The sequence below is a fragment of the Paenibacillus sp. JCM 9796 genome (assembly GCF_055379675.1).
Genome location: NZ_AP043723.1, coordinates 4404074 through 4422307, shown reverse-complemented (window position 1 = coordinate 4422307; position 18234 = coordinate 4404074). Strand labels below are relative to the sequence as shown.

15 protein-coding genes and 1 pseudogene are annotated in these 18234 nt (G+C 48.5%); 2 read left to right on the top strand and 14 right to left on the bottom strand.

Features of this window, described 5'->3' with window-relative positions:
* Window positions 1-407: 407 nt before the first annotated feature.
* The 8 genes from ACZ439_RS21250 to ACZ439_RS21215 form a co-directional block, all read right to left on the bottom strand.
* The gene (locus ACZ439_RS21250; protein ID WP_464620163.1) at window positions 408-1439 is read right to left on the bottom strand and encodes a zinc-dependent alcohol dehydrogenase; all 1032 of its coding nucleotides are present in this window, start codon (window positions 1437-1439) and stop codon (window positions 408-410) included.
* A 218-nt stretch (window positions 1440-1657) separates the two neighbouring features.
* Window positions 1658-2434 carry an SDR family oxidoreductase gene (locus ACZ439_RS21245; protein WP_054796790.1) on the bottom strand — a complete coding sequence of 259 codons (777 nt, stop codon included), beginning with the start codon at window positions 2432-2434 and terminating at the stop codon, window positions 1658-1660.
* A 32-nt stretch (window positions 2435-2466) separates the two neighbouring features.
* On the bottom strand, window positions 2467-3981 hold the full coding sequence (gene xylB / locus ACZ439_RS21240; RefSeq protein ID WP_464620162.1) for a xylulokinase: 1515 nt from the start codon (window positions 3979-3981) through the stop codon (window positions 2467-2469).
* Between the two features lie 507 nt (window positions 3982-4488).
* Window positions 4489-5364 (bottom strand): D-psicose 3-epimerase, encoded by an 876-nt coding sequence (locus tag ACZ439_RS21235; protein WP_464620161.1) that lies wholly within the window; start codon window positions 5362-5364, stop codon window positions 4489-4491.
* Between the two features lie 477 nt (window positions 5365-5841).
* Window positions 5842-6192, bottom strand: coding sequence for a winged helix-turn-helix transcriptional regulator (locus tag ACZ439_RS21230; protein ID WP_054796787.1), 351 nt, complete (start codon window positions 6190-6192; stop codon window positions 5842-5844).
* 12 nt (window positions 6193-6204) lie between these two features.
* Entirely contained in the window at window positions 6205-6978 is a 774-nt protein-coding gene (locus ACZ439_RS21225; RefSeq protein ID WP_054799541.1) for a Cof-type HAD-IIB family hydrolase, read from the bottom strand.
* 99 nt (window positions 6979-7077) lie between these two features.
* On the bottom strand, window positions 7078-7842 hold the full coding sequence (locus ACZ439_RS21220) for a GntR family transcriptional regulator (RefSeq protein WP_464620160.1): 765 nt from the start codon (window positions 7840-7842) through the stop codon (window positions 7078-7080).
* Window positions 7843-7931: 89 nt separating this feature from the next.
* Window positions 7932-8963 carry an NADH:flavin oxidoreductase/NADH oxidase gene (locus tag ACZ439_RS21215; RefSeq protein WP_054796783.1) on the bottom strand — a complete coding sequence of 344 codons (1032 nt, stop codon included), beginning with the start codon at window positions 8961-8963 and terminating at the stop codon, window positions 7932-7934.
* 217 nt (window positions 8964-9180) lie between these two features.
* Here ACZ439_RS21215 and ACZ439_RS21210 point away from each other — a divergent pair.
* Together ACZ439_RS21210 and ACZ439_RS21205 are read left to right on the top strand one after the other, a co-directional pair.
* Window positions 9181-10154: pseudogene (locus ACZ439_RS21210) on the top strand (LLM class oxidoreductase).
* A gap of 44 nt (window positions 10155-10198) precedes the next feature.
* Window positions 10199-10993: an SDR family NAD(P)-dependent oxidoreductase gene (locus ACZ439_RS21205; protein WP_464620159.1), complete on the top strand. Its 795-nt coding sequence runs from the start codon at window positions 10199-10201 to the stop codon at window positions 10991-10993.
* A gap of 62 nt (window positions 10994-11055) precedes the next feature.
* Here the strand turns inward: ACZ439_RS21205 and ACZ439_RS21200 are convergent, their stop codons facing one another.
* The 6 genes from ACZ439_RS21200 to ACZ439_RS21175 form a co-directional block, all read right to left on the bottom strand.
* Window positions 11056-12759: a methyl-accepting chemotaxis protein gene (locus ACZ439_RS21200; protein WP_464620158.1), complete on the bottom strand. Its 1704-nt coding sequence runs from the start codon at window positions 12757-12759 to the stop codon at window positions 11056-11058.
* A gap of 95 nt (window positions 12760-12854) precedes the next feature.
* Window positions 12855-13844 carry an ABC transporter permease gene (locus ACZ439_RS21195; protein WP_464620157.1) on the bottom strand — a complete coding sequence of 330 codons (990 nt, stop codon included), beginning with the start codon at window positions 13842-13844 and terminating at the stop codon, window positions 12855-12857.
* Window positions 13845-13847: 3 nt separating this feature from the next.
* On the bottom strand, window positions 13848-15341 hold the full coding sequence (locus ACZ439_RS21190) for a sugar ABC transporter ATP-binding protein (RefSeq protein ID WP_054799522.1): 1494 nt from the start codon (window positions 15339-15341) through the stop codon (window positions 13848-13850).
* Between the two features lie 24 nt (window positions 15342-15365).
* The gene (locus ACZ439_RS21185) at window positions 15366-16562 is read right to left on the bottom strand and encodes a sugar ABC transporter substrate-binding protein (RefSeq protein WP_464620156.1); all 1197 of its coding nucleotides are present in this window, start codon (window positions 16560-16562) and stop codon (window positions 15366-15368) included.
* Between the two features lie 117 nt (window positions 16563-16679).
* On the bottom strand, window positions 16680-17264 hold the full coding sequence (locus ACZ439_RS21180; RefSeq protein ID WP_464620155.1) for a glucose-6-phosphate isomerase: 585 nt from the start codon (window positions 17262-17264) through the stop codon (window positions 16680-16682).
* A gap of 27 nt (window positions 17265-17291) precedes the next feature.
* The gene (locus ACZ439_RS21175; protein ID WP_054796776.1) at window positions 17292-18233 is read right to left on the bottom strand and encodes a shikimate dehydrogenase family protein; all 942 of its coding nucleotides are present in this window, start codon (window positions 18231-18233) and stop codon (window positions 17292-17294) included.
* Between the last annotated feature and the right edge of the window lies 1 nt (window position 18234).

Here is an 18234-nt window from a genome sequence, read left to right as displayed (position 1 = left end):
GGCGCATCCATCGCTTTATCATGCCACCTGACGAAATGCAAGCTAGGGGGGCCTGAATTTGGATGTCGTTCAGGCCCGGCAATCATCCTGTTTTATTCGTACCCCATCATGGGGAGTACGCTTACAGTTGTTGGCGTTTCGGTTCTCCTTTGTGCCTCCTTGTCGATCCAGATCTGTAAGTACGCGAGGAATGCAATTTCCTTCCACAACCTCATTCCCTCATTTTATAGTTATTTTTGGCTGCCAAACCAAACAATTTGTTGGTGAATTCAACCGCAAGGAGGGCAGACGAATGATTGCATTCGACCTGCCCTTTCCTTATCATATATATGACTTTAATTGCCGCGATTGTCTTCTCGGCGGCTTTATGAGCGTTGGAGCGCGCAAAGCGATCGAATTGAGCTAATTTAATATGTAATAATCGCCTTTTTTACAACTTCGCGGTTCATATACTTCTCAAACGCATATAAAATGTCGTCAAACGCAAAGTAATCCGAAATAAATGACTTCATGTCGAGCTTGCCTTCTCTAATCCAGGCTACCACCTGCTCGTAAGCTTCCCCTTCCTCGAGCTTTGATGGCATCTGTTGAAAATTGAGCTTCCAATTATAGGGTGCCTTGCTCCAATCGAGCTGCATTTGATTGTTAGCCGGGACGCCGTAACAAAGAATCTCTCCCCGATCCTTGATGAGCTCCATAGCCTGATTGACGATCTCGGCGGAGCCGACGGTATCGAGCACATAGTCCACACCGCTTGGGTACAGATTGCGAATCGTTTCGGCAACAGCAACTGCTCCGCTGTTCAAAGCGGCTGTGGCGCCGTTTTCCAATAAAAGCTGCCGCTTTTCTTCGCTTCTGGCAATCCCGATAATGGTCTCTACACCTAGCAGGCTTAACAATTTTACGAAAACCTGGGCGACAGGCCCGCTTCCAATCACCACAACGCTATCGCGTTTTTTGATGCCGAAATAGTTGATGTTGCTTAACACTTCCCTAAGCGTTACGAGCAACGCTGCGTCAACCGGATCGATATCGGCCGGTACAAGCTGCTGAGCAAAGGCAACCTCAGGAATATCGCCTTCTCGATAAGCGGCTCTGTCGTGAATGACGCCATATTCGCTAAAGCCGCCCCACGCCGAACCTAACGAACCGTATAACTCACGATTCGCGTCGTTAAACGGCAGCAACACGATGTCGCCAACCTTAAAGCCGGTCACTTCGGATCCCAGCTCCACGACTTGACCGACAGCCTCATGTCCAAGCATAACAGGATATATTTCCCGGGGAAATCCTTTGAAGCTCGCTTTGATCAGTGTGGAATCCGTTCCGCATATGCCGCAGCTGATCGTTTTGACAAGCGCTTGTTTGGGACTGTATCGGGGAATCGGGATTTCTCTGACTTCCAGTACCCCATCGGCGTTTACCACTAATGTTTTCATAACCTGCCTCCTCGTATAATCAATAGCCTCTCGGCATTCGCCGAGGCAGATGGGACAAGAATTTCCTCGTACCATCCAATCTGCCTTCCTCCTACATTTGTAGGGGCTCGGCAGACCCAAATTCGGCATCACTGCTTGGGTTGACCAACTGCATCGCGTTCCGCTTTATGCGATCAGTGTAGATGCTCATCTTAACTATCTTTTACTCATTCGTTGCTTTACACAACGGTGAATCCTCCATCAATAATCAAATCGCATCCCGTCGCAAAGGAGGCCGAATCGGAAAGCAGATAAATGACCGCACCGGCCAATTCCTCCGGCTTCCCCAATCGTTTAATCGGCGTAAGATCTTTCCATAGTTCCCGCCAATCTTCTCTGACAAAGGAGGTTAGCTCGGTGAAAATATACCCCGGACTAATGGAATTGACCCTTATTCCTTTATCGGCCCACTCTACCGCCAGCGATTTGGTCAACTGAATGACGCCCGCTTTGGATGCATTGTAGGAAGCTTGCTGTTGCGGATAATTCACGATCGAGCCGGACATCGATGCCGTATTCACGATAACCCCCTGCTTACCGCGAGTGATCAAATACCTCCCGAATGCTTGCGCGACAAAGAAGACGCCGTTCAGATTTACGTTAATGACGTTAAGCCATTCATCTGGCGTTAGGTCGATCACCGGTTTTTGCAAAACAATCCCCGCATTATTAAACAACAAATCCAGCTTTCCCATGGCCGCATCCGCCTTTTCGATCGCCGACGCGATCTGATCGGGCTTCGTAACATCGACTTCAAATGCCATCGTTTTGCAATGATATTGCTGCGCGATGGCGTCGGCCGTAGCTTGCGCCTTTTCCGCCTGCCGGTCGAAAATGACGATATCCGCTCCGACTCCGGCGATATGTTCGGCAACCGCTTTGCCGATCCCCTGCGCTCCGCCGGTAATGAGGATGACTTTGCCTTCAAGCGAAAACAATTTTTTCAGCGTATCCATTTGTCACTTCTCCTCATGGCAAATATTAGGCTTTACAGCTTTGCGAAAACATCTTTCAAGGCATGATAACAATCGTTGAAGCGCTCTTTCACAGGCTGATAAGCAGCCACAGCTTCCGGATTCGGCATATGTACGGCATTCGTCTGAATAAATTGGTCAATCACGCTAAAATCTTTGAACAATCCCACGCCAACGCCGCCGGTTACAGCCGCACCCATCGATCCCGCTTCTTCCAAAACATTCGGCACAATGACTCTCGCGTTATAAATATCCGCCATGATTTGACGCCAAACTTCGCCTTTAGCCCCGCCGCCGATGACCAGCATTTCATCGATGCGAACTTGCTTGCGAAGAATATCCAGAATGATGGCAAGATTCATAGTCACGCCTTCCAGCACGCTTCGAATTAGATCGCCCTTCAGATTTTCCGATTTCAAACCGATAAAGGCGCCTTTGGCGTGCGGATCCCATCTGGGAGCCCTTTCCCCCAATAAATACGGAAGAAAGATAATGCCGTTCGAGCCAACAGGGCTTTGCGCGATTTGCGCATTCATATATTCATAAGGCGAGCTGCCTTCTTCTTCCGCCAAATGCATTTCATACTGGCAAATTGTATTTTTCACCCAGTTATACGCCCCGCCGGCTGTTTGCATCGTGCCATTCGGTGCATAAAGTCCAGGGATGACATGGGCCCACGTAACCGTTCGCATATCCTCGTCAAAAATCGGTTTTTCCGAGGCGGTCGTAATCCAGGCGGACGTTCCGATCGAGCAGTACGTTTTGCCAGGGCTGATCGACCCTGCACCGACGCTTGCCGTAACCCCGTCTCCGCCGCCAAGCACGACTGGCGTCCCTTCCGCCAAGCCTGTAGCCGCCGCCGCTTCCTTGGTCACTCGTCCCGCCACAAACGTCGAAGGCTTTAGCTCCGGAAGCTTATCGGGGTCTATGCCGGCATATTCAATAATTTCGTCGGACCATTTCAGATTCGTCAAGTCAAAGCATCCATTGCTGTTGCCGTCCGAATAATCGGTATAAAATTGCCCGGTAAGACGATGTACGATGAAATCTTTGGCATTCAGCGTTTTGTAAGTTTGCTCATAAATTTCAGGTTGATGATCGCGAACCCACATCAGTTTTTGAATGCCGTACGAGGCTGTATTGCGATGACCAACGATACGATAAAAATCTTTCTGGGCGATACGGCTTTCAATTTGTAGCATTTGCTTTTGCGCCCGCTGGTCCGCCCAAATAATCGCCCTTCGTAACGGCTTTCCGGTTTTATCGACACAGAGACATCCCATCATTTGTCCGCTAAAGCTGACAACTGCAATATTCGCCGTATCAACACTGAGCGATTCAATCAGTCTTTTACTGGTTACGCATACGGCGTTCCACCAGTCTTCCGCATCCTGCTCGGCCCATGTACCGTTAAAATATTCGGTCCGATAGGCGGCAACATAGCTCCCTACCATCTTGCCGTCTTCGGAAAATAATGTAGCTTTATTCCCCGATGTCCCCAAATCATGCGCCAAGATATATTTTGCCAACCATATACACATCCCGACTTACAAAGTTTCATCGTTTCACGACGTCGAATTGAAGCGCTTGCAGATGAGGCATTGCCAAGAATATCCATTCACAGCAATGCCTCGGGAGCTTTTGGAACTATTTGCGGTAATGTCAACCTCGAAAGCCTTGAAGTATGAGCAGAGTCATATTACCGATAGCTCAGCGTTTGAATATCGCTTTTATTGATTTCCATTAACTAGAAATTGAAACAGTAAATTAACGTCATGCGGATCATGAGCAATAATCTCGATGTCCGATATATGTGCGTCCGTAAATATTTTACTCAATGCTACATATTGACTTAATTTGGATTTGAGATTGATACGATCTCCTTCCGAAGATAGGAGTTCGACTACACCCTGGCATTTATCCAATACTTCAAAAAAACCGTCTATATCTTTAATATTATATATTTTCAAAGTGTAACCCTCCCCTTACTTTAAGAAACAATGTTTATCATAACGCCAAAAAGGATTTTCCTTGGATTAGTTTTCATGCGATTTTAGAAAATTCAAGGATTCTCTGATCGCAACATCCAGTTCATTGTCATCTTTGCCGAAAGTAAGATCGCGATACACTCCAATATCTCTCCCAATCTCGCCGCCTGTCGCAATAAAAGATTCAATTGTTAGAATGCCGTTAAACTCTATGCTTTTAAGAGCTAAATACAGCTCTTCCCAATTTGTTCTACTATTCTTGCTTGGAAGTCTGCGGTCGCATTCTCCAAAATGCATGTAGCCTAATCGATCTCCGGCGGTTAAAATTGCATTTTTGAAGCTAGTCTCTTCGATATTCATATGAAACGTATCGAGCAAGAGTTTGCAATTCGGACTTCCGACTTCCTCGATAAACGCTCTGCCCTCTTCGGCTGTGTTCATGACAGTTGTCTCAAAACGGTTTACAACTTCAAGCAGGTAAGTAATCCCAAGATCCTCGGCTGTTTTGGCCAATTCCTTCATGCTTTTCACGCTGTTCTCGACATAGACTCTCCGATCGAATTCACCATTTTCGAGTTTCCCTCCCCAAGCCGCATAGTTGACCCCGCCAAAAGCAGTCCCGCCCATACTTGCAATAACTTCGAGAGTATGCTTTACATATTCAATTGCTTGTCTGCGAATTCGCTCATCTTTGGAGGAGAGATCATGCTCTCTTGCAAGTCCTGTCGAGTAAGTCATCTCTATACCGTGCTCATCAGCGACTTTTTTCAATTCCAGATACTCATGCTTAGGTCTCATTAACAAGTTAGGCACAAAAATCTCAACCACATCAAACCCATTCTTCGCATGCCGCTTCACCGCTTTAAACAAGTCAAAGTTCCAATCTTTTTCACCGAATGAACTATGAACGCCGTATTTGTACATATGCTTAAAACCTCCTCTGTTTTATGCAAGCTTTATTTTTTATCAACAAGCTTCACTAGTGGAGCGCTTACAATTGTGGCGAATCATTCTCAGATCTAGCACTTGAGCGGCTCAATCCTCCTTTCAAACATCACGATATTATATTTCCGCATCAAGTTCATAAAATAGAATTTTATTTCCTAATGTAAATATAGAAAAACAATTCGATTTAGTCAATGATATGTTTTTATGAATTTGAACCCAACTAAGAGGTATTTATTTCTATTCCCTCTTCGCCCAATCCCGCTGCTTTTTTGGAGCCAATATCCCGTCGTAGGTTACTGTCAGAACCAGCATCATTCCGATGACAACATTTTGCCATTGGAGTTAGGATTTCCTCGCACTATCCAAATTGCGTTCCTCTTACTTTTGCTCAATAGGGTAACATTTTTTTCGAATAAGGCTCTGGAGGAAAGAAATTACTTGAAGTGAAGTTCGTCAAGGAGGGGGTTGAACTGGGGAAGTTTGCTTACTGTAATGTTTTTCCGCCCATTTCTGAATCATGTCCAATGCAGGAAACAATTCTTTCCCTGCTTGCGTAAGTCTGAACTCTACTCTCGGCGGCACTTCGGGGTATATGGTTTTCTCGATCAGCCCATCTTCCTCCAGCTCTTTCAGTTTCTCGTTAATCACCTTCTGCGTTACGCCGGTCACGGTCCGCTGCAATTCAAGAAATCGTTTAGGGCCATCATTTAAATGACACAAGATGACAGCCTTCCATTTGCTTCGAACCATCTCCATCCCGAAATCAAGATGGCATACATACTCCTTTCCCTTGTACGTCAGCATCGTCGTCCCCCCTTATATTAAGCCCGCCATTTGCAGGCCGTGGAAAATACCATCCTCGTTCACAGCTTTCGTTACAAGCTTTGCCGCCCTCTTAACGGCATCCGGCGCATTGCCCATTGCTATTCCGCAACCGGCAAACTCAAGCATTTCGATATCATTATAGGAGTCGCCGAATGCGTACACATCTTCACGGTTAACGCCCATTCGCTCAATCCATTTTTGAATACCGAAAGCTTTCGAGAGGCCGGCCGGAATCGCATCCATAGCGAGATCATGCCACCTGACAAAGTGCAAATCGGGAAAAACCGTTCGATAGTCTCCTTCAGCGGCTTCTTTGCAAAATACGATACATTGATAGATTTCTCTGTTCATATCATAGTCCGGATCATATTGAGGCATAGTCTCGTTTAATCCGGCAAAACAAGCAGCAATATCGTCATGATCGGCAATTGACGCTGTCGTGTTCACAGGATCCGCAAAGACAAGCGGGTGCCGTCTGGCGTCCGCGAATTTCTTTAAAGAGCTGACTTTTTCCCGCTCTAACGGGGCCCGGAAGATGACCTCCCCGTCTACGGTTACGTACTGACCGTTCATGCTGACATAGGAACGAACGCCCAATTCTTGAGCAATATTCCCGAACCTGAAAGGAGGTCGAGCCGTAGCTATCGCCACCACATGTCCTGCCCGATGCAGTTTCCCGATACTGTGTTTTGTTGACTCCGGCAGTCGATTATTATGATCCAACAGTGTTCCGTCGATATCGAAGAAAATCACTTTTCCGCCCATTTGCAAGCTCCCTTGGAAAGTTTCCATATTGCGACAAATAGCCTGTTCCCCCGGCTGTTCCCATGGTGATCAGGCAAATCCGTCTATGTGATGCAAAGCTTAGTCGTTTGATTGAAATTTCAAAGTTACTGTAAAACTGCTTAAGTCTCCGCGATAACGAGCAATCGAATATTCAAAAGGTGTATGATCATCCAAAAAACTTGTCGTGCGTATCAGCTGGACGGCATTTTGAGGCTCTATCTCCAGCAGCTGCGCATCTTCGTCTGTAGCGGCAATCGCTTCCAGAATGCGCGTGGCGCTTCCCAACTTAAAGCCGTATTTATTCTGAATGATGCTGTAAAGCGATTGACTCTCCAGATTTTCTTCTTCCAATCCCGGAAACAGTTCCGCGGGCATAAATGTAGTGACGACCACAACAGGTTTATTTTCCGCATAGCGCAGTCGTTCCAATTTATAAAACTGGCTGCCGGCTGGACCGAATATGCTTCGCAAGGTGGAAGTACCAGCTGTCCGCCCAAGCGATAAGAGCTTGGTAGAATAGGCAAGACCCTTCTTCTGCATTTCTTCCGAAAAACTGGATAAGCTCTCCAGAAACCATTGTTTGATCTTAGGTACGGAAACGAATGTCCCACGGCCCTTTTCGCGGGTCAGCAATCCTTCTACAACGAGTTCATTAATGGCTTGTCTAACGGTAGGTCTGCTGATCTCATAGGTTTCGACAAGCTCTCTTTCGGAAGGGACGCAGTCTCCGGGTTTCAGGATACCCAGTTCGATATGCGACTTCAGGAGTTCCTTCAGCTGATAATACAACGGTAACGGGCTATCCTTGAGCAAAGCCTTCTCGTCCTTGAGCAATTTGTTCACACCTTCCGCTTAACCAAGCAACGTTACCTATAGTGATCACGTTGTCATTACCAGTTAAGCACAAGTCATGTCGTCTGTCAATGCGATGACTACTCGTAACCCCGCCGATATTGACGCGGGATATCCGGTTGTTCACAGTTCAGTTCAAGAGCCGCATGATTAGCCCAGTACGGATCTCGCAGCATGCCGCGAGCAATGGCTACCAAGTCGGCATCGCCGTTGTTAATGACCGATTGCGCGAGGCTCGCATCTTCCAGCATGCCTACAGCGATGACCGGAATGCCAAGAGCTTCGCGAATTTGTCGGGCGAACGGGACCTGATAACCGGGTGACATGTTCGGTCTGCGGGTACCGGAAGGTCCTTCTCCTCCTGAGCTGACGTGAAACGCATCCACTCCCGCCTCCTTGTAGGCTTGGCATAGGGCAATCGCGTGAGCGATGCCGTAGCCGCCTTCGGCATATTCCACCGCCGAGATGCGGAAGATGAGCGGCATGTCTGAAGGAATTTGCCGTTTCACCGCCTGGATTACCTCTTTGCCGAATAAGGTAAGCTCCGCACCATACCGGTCGGTTCGCTGATTCGCGAGCGGAGAATGAAATTGGTGAATCAAGTAACCGTGTGCTCCATGAAGCTCAATCGTATCGAAACCGGCCTGTACGGCTCTGCGGGCCGCTTCGCCAAATTGATGGACGATGGACTCGATTTCCTCGGTTGTAAGCTCTCGCGGCAATTTATATTTGCCGCCCGGGAGCGCGATCGCCGACGGGGCAACCGGATGAGCTGTATCCTCCGCTTTGCGCCCTGCGTGGGCGATTTGCACCCCGATTTTCGCACCATGTTGATGTACGCCATCTACTATTGAAGCAAATGCGGGTATTTGTTCGTCCGCCCATAGCCCCAAGTCGTAATCCGTTATTCGTCCGTCCGGATCGACATCCGTCATTTCCATGATGATCAACCCCGTGCCTCCTATAGCACGACTCACATAATGAACGTAATGCCAATCGTTTGGTTTGCCGTCTTTGGAGGTAACGGAATATTGGCACATCGGCGCCATGACGATGCGATTTTTCAGCTGCAGACCTTTCAAGCGGTAAGGGGTAAACAAACCGAGGTTCATTTCATCACTTCCTTCATCTTATCTTCTGAATGAATTATGATCATTGTAGAGATAAAAGAAAAGTACTTACTTTTCAGTCAGATAGGCACTTCAAAGTTCCTATGTCACTAAAAAGTACGTACTTCTCATCTTGTTCATTATTATGCATACTTTTACTTGTCATGATGTATTGACCACTAAAAAGCTTTTGGACATATTGAATTTGGGGGTGAATCAGATGGATAAATTTCAATCGCACTCCGGATTTCGCCGCATGCTTGCCCCTAATAAGCTGACATTGGGCCTTCACATCCCTATGGAGAATTTCGGCTTTCATCCACCGGTCTTAAATCGGCAAATCGAATTATCACAAAGGGCGGAACAATTCGGCTTTACGGGATTATGGCTTAGGGATGTGCTGCTCCAAGACCCTGCATTCGGGGATCCAGCGACGGGGCAAATCTACGATATGATGATTTATATGACCTATTTGGCCAGCCATACTTCCCAAATCGCATTCGGCACTTCCGCTGTCGTCCTCACCCTTCGTCACCCTCTTCGCGTTGCCAAAGAGATCGCTACCTTAGATCGGCTTTTTCCCGAAAGAGTAATTATGGGGATATCTTCCGGAGACAGGCCGGCCGATTTTGCCGCATTGGGAGTTTCGCAGGCAAATCGCGGAGAAAAATTCCGAGAAGCGTTTACTTATTTGCAGCAGGTGCTGAATGAGGACTATCCCTCCATCAACAATTCATGGGGTACTATTCAAAGAGCGAATCTAGTTCCGAAGCCGACGCAAGACATTCCGACATTCATTACAGGATACAGCCAACAATCGATGGAATGGTTTGCCCAAAACGGAGATGGGTGGATTTACTACCCGCGGAGTCCGGCCGATCAAGCTTCTTCGATTCATCACTGGAGAACAATGTCGCAACAATATCATCCTGGACGGTTCAAGCCCTTTATCCAACCGATGCACTTAGATTTGACCGATGATCCGAATACGCCTCCCCCCCTATTCGGCTTGGTTACAGGGTAGGACGGAATGCACTCATCGAACTTTTAAGCCAGTACCAAAGAATCGGGGTCAATCACTTGTTCTTCGCTTTATTCGACGGCGAGCGCCAAGCCGATGAGGTACTGGACGAATTGGGACAAGAAGTGCTTCCTTACTTTCCGCCCCATGATGTAAGCGCCATCAAAGAATAACGTCAGTTTATTATCCATATTCTATAACTATTGGAGGAATCTAAATGCAACTACATCTGCAAGGCAAGACGGCATTAGTAACGGGCTCTACAGCCGGCATTGGGAAAGCAATCGCATCGTCGCTGGCGGCGGAAGGCGTTCGTGTCATCATTAACGGACGTCATGAAGACAAAGTCATTCAAACGATCCAAGATATTCGCGACCGCCATCCCGGTGCAAAGCTGGAAGCAGCAGTCGCCGATCTGGGAAGGGAGCAAGGATGCGAGGAGATCATCGGGAAATTTGCCGACATTGACATTCTGATCAACAATCTGGGTATTTTCGAATCGGCTAACTATTTTAACATTCCCGATGCCGATTGGTATAAATTTTTTGAAGTCAACATCATGAGCGGCGTACGGCTCACCCGGCACTACTTGCAGCGTATGATCGAAAGACGAGAAGGCCGGGTTGTATTTATTGCCAGCGAGGCAGCCGTCACTCCGCCTCAAGACATGGCTCATTACAGCGCTACGAAGTCCATGCAGCTCTCGATTTCCCGCAGTTTGGCAGAGCTGACGGCAGGAACAAGCGTAACCGTGAACACGGTGATGCCCGGCTCTACATTGACGGAAGGCGTCGAAGCCTGGTTAAAAACTCTCTACCCAAACGAAACGATGACAACGGAGGAAGCCGAAAAGCGGTTTATGGCGGAAAGCCGGCCAACCTCCATTATTCAACGTCTCATCCGCCCGGAGGAAATTGCGAATTTCGTTACGTTCCTAAGCAGTCCGCTTTCATCGGCCATTAATGGCGCTGCACTGCGGATTGACGGCGGATTGGTGCGGCATATGCTGTAACATCACAAGCGAATGGGTTGAGGATCGACTTCAAATCGATACCTCAACCCATTTTCCATTGACTACAATTTAAAGCGATTGACCAGGCATTGCAGCTCCGAAGCCATGCCGGAGAGTGCGGCGGAAGATGCATTGATTTCTTCCATGGAAGCAAGCTGTTCCTCTGCGACCGATGAAACACCTTGCGTACTGACCGCCGACTGTTCGGCCAACTGCTTTAATTTTCCAAATGAATGAACAATCCGGTCTGCTCCTGCAGCCATTTGATTCACCGCGGCAGTCACCTCGCCTGTTTGCATTTCGACCGACTCTATAGCTGTTTGTATTTGATAGAACGATTGCCCCGCTTCATGTATGATTCTCATCCCTTCCGTTACCTCTTGCGCGCTCTGCTCCATGCATGCCTTGGCGTTGTTCGTTTCGTTTTGAATACTCGATATCAGCTTGGATATTTCCTTCGCCGACGCGGCCGATTGTTCGGCTAACTTGCGCACTTGATACGCGACGACTGCAAATCCTTTACCATGCTCGCCTGCCCTGGCGGCCTCAATAGAGGCGTTCAGTGCAAGCAAATTCGTATCGGAAGACAGCTCCGTGATCGTGCCGATTATGCTGCCGATTTGGCGGGATTGTTCGCTTAATCGCTTGACGGCGTTCACTTGATCTTGGGTGCTTTTATAGATCGATTCCATTTGTTTCATCGAGGTCTGGACGACTTCGTTGCCGCTTAACGACAAACGGTTGGTTTCGGAAACGGCAGCGGAGGATTGGTCCGCACTGGCTGCGATTTGGCGGATGCCCTCTAGCATTTCCTCGATCGTGCGCTTGCTTTCCTCCAGCCGTTCGACTTGCTGGCTTACAGCCTCGGCTACTTCTTGGGCATGTTGTGCCACATGTCCCGAAGCGGCGCTCGTATGGTCCGCACTGGCCGTCAACTGCTGCGAAGAGGCTGCGACCAGCTCGGAATGCGTGCCGATTTGATAAAGAAGCTCCCTCATACTGGCTTTCATAAGATTGAAAGATTTGCCTAAATTACCGATTTCGTCGTTACTACGGATGTCCAGATATTGCATCGTTAAGTCCCCATCGGCCATTCTCTTTACGGCGGACGTCACTGCGGCAAGCGGCTTGGAGATCATAACGGAAATCCAATAAGCCATTCCGATCCCCGCTGCAATCGCTACGAGGCTCACCGAGATAACAAACCATCTCCCCGATTGTACGGTTCGAAGCGAATTGCCCGTTGCCCGGTTCGATCCCGAATCGTTAAGGGCGATTAATTCGTCCAATCCTTTCATTGCCTGTTCAAATTTAGGGAATGATTGGGATATAAGAAAATTTGCAGTGACCAGATCGTAATTTTTCCTGGCTTGAATAACCTCTGGAAACACTTTCAAATATTGCTCTTCCGCTTCCATGAATTGATGAATGATTTTGCTTTCATCCTCGTTCGAAACGTAATCGGATTCATATTTCTTTTGAATAGTTTTCAATTCTGCAATCGAATCGTTCAATTGGCTTTGGTAGCTCTTCATTTGATAATCGTCGCTCTCCATGACCATCGACATCAGCGTATGCTGAATAGCATACATGTCCGCTTGCATGTCGGCCAGCGTCTTGACGCTGGGCATCCATTTATTTTCGATGGAATCCGCCTCTCGCCCCATGCCGGACATCTTCGCAATGCTAATAACACTGACCATTACAAGCAAACACAAGACGATGGCAAAGCCTCCAAACAATTTTCTGCTTATCGTTAGCCTCATGATGTGTTCCTTCCTTTAATAAAAAAATTCCGGACTTTGCAGCCCGGTTTGTATAAGGTCTATTGCTAAGCCATATTTTTGCCGCTTAGGCTGGATTACCATTTCTTTCTGCGCAGCGTATCGATCGCAACGACGGCAATAATGACCGCTCCCAAAATAACCTTCTGCCAAAAGGCGGAGACATCCAGGAAATTCAATCCGTTGCTGAGCGTCGCCATTGTAATGACACCGATCAACGTTCCTCCAATAGAGCCCGCGCCCCCGAACAAGCTCGTTCCGCCCAGTACGACCGCAGAAATGGACAACAACTCCATGCCTTCCCCCATCAGTGCGTTGGCCGAGTTCAGGCGCCCCAGCATGACAATGCTCGCAATCGAAGCGCAAAATCCGGAGAACGCGTACACGAGCATTTTCGTGCGATCGACATGAATTCCGGATACCCAAGCCGCTTCCCTGTTCCCGCCTAATGCGTAAACGTTGCGTCCAAACGTCGTATGCTTCAAGAGGACCCAACCGAGAATGGCGACAAGAAGAAATACAATGAAAGCAATCGGAATTCTCCCGATACTTCCGTTGCCGATAAACAGAAGCCCTTTGGGAAGACCCGTAATGGGAAGTCCTCCGCTTGTCAGCAAGGCAAAGCCTTGTATCATCGTCAGCGAACCCAAGGTTGCGATAAAATCCTGCACTTTGACTTTGGTAATAATAAAGCCGATTAGCGAGCCCGTTACCGTCCCGCAAGCAATGCCGATCAGAACGGCAACGGCAGGAGGAACGCCGGCGTGGATGATGGAAACGGCAATGATACAGCCGGTAAGCGCCATCACGGACCCGACCGCCAAATCGATCCCTGCCGCAATGATAACGATGGTTTGACCGATCGCCAAAATCCCCATGACGGAGCTTTGCTTAAAGATATTCAAGAAATTGTTGACCGTAAAGAATTGGCGATTCGCGACTGCCATATAAACGATCAGAATGATTAGCGGTATCAACGGGCTGCACTTGTTAATATAATGCAGGATTGATTTTTTCCGTGCTTCGGCTTTTTCCGCCGGAACCACATTGTAATCCACGCTTTGCATCGGTTATAAACCTCCTGCCGCTTTATCCATAATGAGCTCCTGCGTGCATTCGCGCGCGGAAAATCCGGCTGCCAGCCTGCCGCGGTTCATCACGATAATGTTATCGGATAACCCGATCAATTCCGGCAGCTCGGTGGAAATCAGAATAATCGATCCGCCTTGCTCTGTAATTTGATTTAGAAGCTTATACACTTCCACTTTGGCGCCGATGTCGATGCCTCTGGTCGGATCATCCATGATGAAGACCTTCGTTCCATTGCAAAGCCATTTGGCAATAGCGCCTTTTTGCTGGTTCCCCCCGCTAAGTTTCCCGATCGGGCTGCCTACGCTCGGAGTACTGATTTTCAACAGCCGCTTGTAGTGTTCCGATACGCTATTCTCCTTCTTCTTCTTTCGGAATCCCCATTTGCTGAACCCAAAGAAGCTGGAGATGGTAATATTTTGAGCGACGGACATATGAAGCAGTAAGCCTTCTTTGCGGCTTTTCGTCAGGAGGCCCACCTTGCGATCGATCGCCGCCTTAGGATTTTGGGGGGCGTACGGCTGTTCATATAGCGTCATGCTGCCTTCGGCTGCTTTTCTCATGCCGAACAGCGTCTCAACTAACTCCGTAATGCCTGAACCTACCAAACCTGCGATTCCTAGAATCTCACCCTCATGTAAAGTAAATGAGATGTCATGAATCGTCCTGCCGTCCCCAAGTCCGCTGACCTTTAATACTTCTTTGGCCGTACAATGATCGGTCTTGGGAAACTGTTCGCCAATAGGACGCCCAACCATCATGCTGACAAGCAAGTCTTGAGTAACGCCCAAAATGTCCTCGATGGTGGAGATCGAATGCCCATCCCTTAATACGGTTACCCTGTCTCCGATTTCGAATACTTCTTCCAGCTTATGGGTAATATAAACAAAGGAAATTCCCTGCTGTTTCAAGCGCCTGATCGCCTGAAACAAAGCTTGAACCTCTTTGTCCGTCAAGGCGGAAGTCGGTTCATCGAGAATGATCAGTTTGGCGTCCCGCGATATGGCTCTTGCAATTTCAACCAGCTGCTGAATGCCCAAATCGTAATGAGACATACGCTCGTGAAGATCGATATCAAGCCCCAGTGCGTCCATTACTTTTCGGGTATGATCGAAGGCTTTCTTCCAATTGACCAATGGAAGCAGCTTTCGCCTGGGCAGACGCCCCAGCTGAATGTTTTCCATCACGCTCAGATCTTTTACGATGGTCAGCTCCTGATAAACCATGCCGATACCAAGAGCCAGCGAATCGGATGGCTCCTTGAAGGAGACGGACTCATCTTCCCAATAGATTTCTCCTTCATCAGGCGTGTAGGAGCCGGAGAGGATTTTCATTAGGGTGGATTTTCCGGCTCCGTTTTCACCCAACAGAATATGGACTTCTCCTTTGCGGATTTCCAAATCAACGTTCGCCAGCGCAATTGTCTCATAAAAGCGCTTACGAATATGGCTCATTTTCAACAAGCATTCGGCCATCTCCACCCCTCCTGTTCGAACGTTTTACTTGATCTTGGCTTGATCGATGATTTGCTTCCAATCAATCGCTTCCAGCTTCGGGTTCGGATAGAAGTTGTCGGCATTGCCCTTGAACACGGTTCTTGGTTTGATGTCGAAGGTTTGCGGAACTTCTTCGCCAAGGTGGAGCATAACGCCGAACTTGACGCCGTACCATCCCCATTCCGGGAAGCCGTGCCAGGTTTCCGTCAAAATTTTCCCTTCGCGGATGCGGTCCGTGCTTTCAGGCGTCCCATCGTTCGTCGTTACCATCACCTTGCCTGTGAGGCCGGCATTCTCGATCGAGTTGATCGCTCCAAGCGCCATCTCGTTGGAAGCCGTCCAGATCGCTTGAATGTCTTTATGATTTTGAAGCATGTTTTCCGCCACCGTAACGCCTTTCTGGCGGTTCCAATCCGCCGGCTGCTTGGAGATGACTTCGACACCGGGGAATTTCTTCAAGGCTTCGTTAAACCCTTTCTGACGCTCATTATCGTAGAAACTGCCGGGAACGCCTGACAAAATGCCGATCTTCCCTTTGATCGAATTCGGATCGACGTCTTTGTACAGCTCTTGCCAAAATTTCAGATCCAGCTCCTGATCCGGCTTGATATCGACTTTCTTACCTTTACCGTCCAGAACGCCAGGGCCGCCCAGCGCGTTCAACATAGCATAACCGGATACTTGGGCGGCAACAGCATTGTCGAATCCGATATAGCTGTCTACATGTACGCCTTGAATCGGTTCCAGCAAATTCACGATAATGATCGGGATGTGGGCATCGTTGGCTTGTTTCAATACCGGCTTCATCGGTTCTACGTCGGCAGGCGAAATAATGAGTGCGCTTACTTTTCTTTGAATCATGTCTTCAATGTTTTGAATTTGCGCATTGGCGTCGCCGTGATTATTGCTCGCTTTTGTAAGAATCTCGACATCAAGGCCCGCTTTTCTGGCGTCTTCGGCCGACTTCTCCATAAAGGTAGTCGCAATTTTATAAACGCCCGTAATATCCGGAGGAACCCAGCCGATGACGATTTTCCCCAGTTTCTTAGCGCTTTCGCTGCCGGCTGCAGCCGCATCGGTTTGTACAGCCTGACCGGAGGAGCCCGCTTGATTCGATTGACTGGAGCAAGCGACCAACGAAGCCAGGATGAGGATACCGCTCAATACCGCAGCGGATTTACTAAAAAACTGAACTTTCATACTCATTTCCCCTTTTCATCATAGAATATTAAGCGCTTTCAATATTGTTTTTTTAGACAGCCCCCTAATGGGGGGGCCTGAATTTGTATGCCATTCAGGCCCATCGCTCATGATGTTCTATGCATTACCCCATTTGGGATTGTCTACAATTTCGACCTTGCCGTTGTTTTCCACGATCAACTTGCGGTACCCCTTGGTTTCAATCGTACCGTAGTCGTGGCCCGCATCGGCCCGGAACACAAAGAATGTAATCATCGGCTCGTCGCCGACATTGATGCTTCGATGCGCGTAGCGGCCGGGCACATACACGGCTTTACCCGGAGACATCGGCTCGGCGACCCAGTCGCCCTCCGGATTTTCCATGAGCATATAGCCTTTGCCGCTTAAGCAATAATACACTTCGGCCGTATCCAGGATCGTGTGGAAATGTCCTTTTGTCATGAAATATTCGTTGCCCACTTTACCCGGATACACAATGCTGGTTCCGAACAGCAGATGGCCGTCTTTCTCCGGCATTTCCAGCTCGTAAAACTCATACATCAACGAATTGTCTTTCTCAATCATGGCATTCAGCGCCGCCTCGTCGGAGAACATGCCCTTCATGTTGCTCAAATAGCGCTTCGTCGTGCTTTTTTCGTTCGACATTCCGTTAAGAAGATCGAAATACATGGAAAATGGCTTTACGGTTACGTCTTGACTCATCGTAAGCACCTCTCGGTCAAATTTGGTTTATTTGATGCTTTCGGCGATTTTGGCGCATTTGTCCAGCACATCGCCTTTGATTTCGATATGGAACACTTCTGCGATCACTTGCGTCCATCCATGGATGAAATAAATCCATCCGTCCTCCACATGCAAACCGCGTTCTTCTTGCTGCTTTAATGCTTGGTGCATGAAATCGAGCTCTCCCCGATAGTTCAGCTCCCACACAAGGCCGTTGTACGGAAACTTGCCTTGATTTGTCACTGGTGAACCGGGCCGGTCTTTCCCTAATCCGGTTGCATTGACGACCAGAGAATTCGGCTTAAGCTTCGCCATAACGTCATCGTTCTGCTCAGGCTCGGGACAAAGATAATATTCGAATGTCACCTTCGTATCGAGCTGCGACAGCAGCTCCTTGGCCGAATCCAGTCTCGGTTTGCTTCGATTCGTCAAAATGATCTTGGACGGCACGTTGCCGCCATGCTCTTTCTCGGACAAGTAAGAGCTTATCGCAAGCGCGCTTCCGCCGCAGCCCAGAATCAGCGCCTCGCCGCCGTGCCTGCTCCAAAATTGATCCGGGATGAATGCTTCCATCGCCAGTCCGCTTGAGATCGGATCTTTGGCGTAGCCTTCCAGTTTCCCGTCTTTCTTGGAGATCGACGATAACTCCTTGAACATCGTCGCATGGGGATCCAGATAGTCGAACAAATCGCTTGCCGCATCATAAAGGTCGATTTTGTGCGTTGTCACGAGTGCGCCGAGGGACAGTTCGTCATGCTTGATAAATTCGACGACTTCCCTGTATACTTCAGGCTTCGCATGAATCTCGATGTCGATACCCTTGATTATGGCATCCTTCAGACCAAGCGCCTCCGCCCAAAGCGGAAACAGCTTCATGATGGACGATTTGGCCGTGGATACTCCAATGAAATACATCGTAGGTTGCGTCGCTTTCGACGGTAGAATCATG